Annotated in this window: 5 protein-coding genes and 1 pseudogene; 5 read left to right on the forward strand and 1 reads right to left on the reverse strand. The window is 40.3% G+C overall.

Features of this window, described 5'->3' with window-relative positions; translation table 11 throughout:
- Nucleotides 1-147: 147 nt before the first annotated feature.
- The 5 genes from GXP65_RS24705 to GXP65_RS24740 all read left to right on the forward strand — a co-directional run bounded on the left by GXP65_RS24705 (nt 148) and on the right by GXP65_RS24740 (nt 3,681).
- Entirely contained in the window at nt 148-954 is an 807-nt protein-coding gene (locus GXP65_RS24705) for a hypothetical protein (protein ID WP_045392398.1), read from the forward strand.
- Between the two features lie 148 nt (nt 955-1,102).
- Nucleotides 1,103-2,005, forward strand: coding sequence for an HNH endonuclease (locus GXP65_RS24715; protein WP_047517861.1), 903 nt, complete (start codon nt 1,103-1,105; stop codon nt 2,003-2,005).
- Nucleotides 2,006-2,216: 211 nt separating this feature from the next.
- Nucleotides 2,217-2,561: a hypothetical protein gene (locus GXP65_RS24725; RefSeq protein WP_017190364.1), complete on the forward strand. Its 345-nt coding sequence runs from the start codon at nt 2,217-2,219 to the stop codon at nt 2,559-2,561.
- Complete coding sequence (locus GXP65_RS25385; protein ID WP_017190363.1) at nt 2,545-2,988, forward strand: hypothetical protein; 444 nt, start codon at nt 2,545-2,547, stop codon at nt 2,986-2,988. Before GXP65_RS24725 ends, GXP65_RS25385 begins: the two co-directional genes overlap by 17 nt.
- Before the next feature lie 156 nt (nt 2,989-3,144).
- On the forward strand, nt 3,145-3,681 hold the full coding sequence (locus GXP65_RS24740) for a GNAT family protein (protein ID WP_005448242.1): 537 nt from the start codon (nt 3,145-3,147) through the stop codon (nt 3,679-3,681).
- 125 nt (nt 3,682-3,806) lie between these two features.
- Here GXP65_RS24740 and GXP65_RS24750 read toward each other — a convergent pair.
- Nucleotides 3,807-3,883: pseudogene (locus GXP65_RS24750) on the reverse strand (type II toxin-antitoxin system mRNA interferase toxin, RelE/StbE family); the annotation flags it as partial.

Here is a 3,883-nt window from a genome sequence, read left to right on the forward strand (position 1 = left end):
ACATAACAAACTGTTTAAGAGTGATTCGCAACGCGTGGCATTTTTACTATGCGTTGCGTTTAGTGTTTAAGGTGGTATGCGGCGGCTTTGGTATTGCGTTGCTCACACCTTAACAGGGCGTTATATTTATTGAGGAAGATCGTAAGAGTGGATGATTTTTTTAAAACCAAAGTAGGGTTTACAGTCGGTTTGTTAGCTACGATTTTTGCTATCAAGCCATTGATTGATCAATATGGTGATTTGGGCTTTCTTTTCTTTGGGATGAGCTTAACGATTAAGGCTGCATACCTTTTACTCATTAGTGTGCTAGGTTTGGCTGTTTATTTTATTTCTTTGCAGTTTGCATCTTCAAAACATAGTGAATGGCTAGATAAGCTGAGCAATGCTTGTTATTCATTCGCCTTGATTATTCCTCCAATATTCTCTCTATTTTGGGGCGTAACTATACTTCTTGCGCAAGTAAGTAAGCTATTTGAACAATTATCGCCTGAAGTCATTAGTGGTGTAGCTGCATTCCTAACGGGATATGTTGGTAAGAATGTTTACTTGTTTATTGCTCGATCAATTAAACAGAAGTTCCTGGACGCAGAAAACACAAATGCAAAAAATCAAATATTAGATTCACTTAACAGAGCGTCGGAGTTAAATAAAACTGGCATGTACGACCTTGCAGTATTTGAAGCAAGTAAGGTTCTTGAATCAACATTACGTCAATTGCTAAATGAACTCGATCCTAATTCAAAAATGGTAAGTATGTATCACCTCCAGCAGCTTGCTAGCAAACACAGTATTTTGGAATCCCGTGATATTGAACTACTTGATGAAGTTCGCCGAAATAGAAATGTAACGGTACACGACCAAAAAGCGATTTCTGCGGAAACTTCGGAGCGAGTTATAAACCTATGTCGTGAGCTGTTGGTTAAGTTGAGTACATATGAAGCTCAAGCGGCATAAATATAACAATCTGTTTAAGAGTGATTCGCAACGCTTGGCATTTTTGCTATGCGTTGCGTTTTGTGTTTAAGGTGGTATGCGGGAGCTTCGGTATTGCGTTGCTCACACCTTAACAGGGCGTTATACGTATTAGTTCAGAGGAAGTATTATGCAGTTATTTTTCCATGATGTTGGCTTAAAAGGAGCTAATGCAGATTTTCCCAAAACTGTCTTTGGTGAAGTCGCTGTTTCCGACATCGTCGAACATTGTCCACCTCATCTACAAGCAGAAATAGAAGATAAGCTTCTAGCTGAGTTTCCCGATGGTTGGTGTAACGTCTGGGGAGTTCCTGATGGCGCTAAGAGTGTTATTCGTCAACTTAAAGTTGACGATGTCATGCTTCTAATCAAGACCACTGGTGGTGATGGTGAAATGCCTGCTCTTTGTCATGTAAAAGGCTTTTGGAAAGAGCAGCTTTTAGACCTTTCAAACTTTTTGTGGGGAAGTAGTCATTTCCCCTACGTGTTCTTTTTCAAAACTCAGCATATCGAACTGACTTGGACCCAGTTCAAGAAAGATGTTCAGTATATGCCTAACTTTCGACCGTCAGGAAATGTTTATCGTGTGAAAAGCGATCGACTTGAACACTTTGGTGGTTCAGGAGGCTATGTCAGTCATCTTTTACAAAAACCATATGTAATCGATGACTTAGGTGACTATGAAATTCGAGAGAACTCACCAGAGCAGGAGTATGCTGAGGGCGAAAGGCAGGTGCGTGAAGCTTCGTATTTCAAGCGTAACTCTAAGTTAGTAAAAGACGCAAAAGCCGAGTTTGGTTTTGTATGCCAGGTTTGTGATTTTGATTTCGAGTCAGTGTACGGAAAAGAATTAGGCGCTGGGTTTATCGAGTGCCACCATAAGAACCCTCTACACGAAAAAGATGAAAACTACATCAGTACATTAAATGACGTTTGTGTGGTTTGTTCAAATTGCCACCGTATGCTTCATCGTACTAAGCCAGCAATGAAACCAGAAATTCTAAAAGCAAAGCTGCTCAAAAAATACGTATAACAAACTGTTTAAGAGTGATTCGCAACGCGTGGCATTTTTGCTATACGTTGCGTTTAGTGTTTAAGGTGGTATGCGGCGGCATCGGTATTGCGTTGCTCACACCTTAACAGGGCGTTATATTTCCGAGTCACATCACGAATAACCATGCTTGTCTGTAGCTTGAATTTGTTAGGGTCTTTGTTTTGTCAGTAACCCAACCAAAGGCTAAGTTATGGAAAAAATAGGCTATTGTGAAATTAAAGGTTTTAAGTTATCGAGGAAGAGTAAAAAGGCGGTTTCCGATATAAGAAGTATTATGAAACAAGGAAACCTGTTTACTAGTGCGGTATCAACAGTTCCATTGTTTCAGATTTTTGCAAGCCCGAGCGTGACGAGTAGTCCATTTGAAATGGGTATTACAATTACTGAATATGACTGGGAAATGTTCGGTCGAGCGATGACTTCTTCGACCAGAATTGTTAGAGGTGAGATTTTTAAAATCGCATATAGACAGGAAATCTTTACGAATGGTAATGAACAGAAATTTTGGAGGTGTGTGAGTGAAGCATCTAAGTAAATGGATCTTTATTTCAATGTTGATTGCCGGTTGTTCAAGTAATCCTGATAGTGTTCAAGCGTTAAAAGCATGGGATGACAAGTATGAAGAGTGCTTTATTTCAAATCAGACAAAGCGACATTTCCCGGATAATCCATGGTTTAACTCTTTGAGTCTTGAAGACAAAAAAATTGTTATAGGCTACTTATATAATTACAACTCTAGAAGTTGTATCTCACGTGAAGTGGAGACTCTGAGAAGTGCGTTACAGCGAGAAGGGAATGACTCGTTACTTCATATTTTTGAGGCAGACCTTTCCCCTTTGGAAAGTGTCTCACTAGATGCAATTAAGCATTTAGATCAACAGGAATTACGCAAACTACAATCTGAATACTCACAACCATTTAACTTGTCAGAGATTATAGAAAGCTTAAACCTATACAATTAAATTTGAAATATAACAATCTGTTTAAGAGTGATTCGCAACGCGTGGCATTTTTACTATGCGTTGCGTTTAGTGTTAAAGGTGGTATGCGGCGGCTTTGGTATTGCGTTGCTCACACCTTAACAGGGCGTTATGCCTCACAAGGAAAAGGAACTTTCGATGTTTAAAATCGAGACTAAGCGTCTGATTATTAGGGATATGACTCCGAATGATGAAGACGCTTTTGTTGCTATGTCTCAGGATGCTAAATATCAGCGTTTTTATGACGAAAGCGATTGTGACCCTAATAAATACCGAGAGTTAACACGCTTGTTTATAGCTCAGGCTTCTGAGAAACCAAGAAAATCATACCAATTAGCTGTCGAGCGTAAGGTATCAGGTGAGTTTGTTGGTGCTGTTTGTTTACGGTTAGAGGATAATCAGCAGGCTTCGATGGGGTGTGCATTTTCCAGAGTCTCTCAAGGTAATAAGTTAAGTCATGAAGCCGCCTTGGCTCTAGCCGATTTCGGGTTCTCGGAGTTGGGAGTTCACCGCATTTATGCTGAGACAATCAGCAAAAACCTGCCAGCTATTAAGCTCTGTAAGTCTCTGGGTATGCGCCAAGAAGCACATTTTAGAGAGCATCGTTTTTTCAAAGGACAGTGGTGGGATACAGTGGTTTTGGCAGCTCTTCGAACTGAGTGGGGCAAGGCATAACAAACTGTTTAAGAGTGATTCGCAACGCGGGGCATTTTTACTATGCGTTGGTTTTAGTGTTTAAGGTGATATGCGGGAGCTTCGGTATTGCGTTGCTCACACCTTAACAGGGCGTTATACCGCAATCAATCATCCAATCTTTTCATGGCTTTACGGTAAACATCGCTACGTTCGCGTTTTCCAACTGCTAAGACGGTTACAA

This window comes from Vibrio sp. LB10LO1 (assembly GCF_010092875.1).
GTDB lineage: Bacteria > Pseudomonadota > Gammaproteobacteria > Enterobacterales > Vibrionaceae > Vibrio > Vibrio campbellii.

Coding starts and splice junctions, on each gene's coding strand:
- GXP65_RS24740 (WP_005448242.1), top strand. CDS start 3,145: ATGTTTAAAATCGAGACTAAGCGTCTGATTATTAGGGATATGACTCCG.
- GXP65_RS24725 (WP_017190364.1), top strand. CDS start 2,217: ATGGAAAAAATAGGCTATTGTGAAATTAAAGGTTTTAAGTTATCGAGG.
- GXP65_RS24715 (WP_047517861.1), top strand. CDS start 1,103: ATGCAGTTATTTTTCCATGATGTTGGCTTAAAAGGAGCTAATGCAGAT.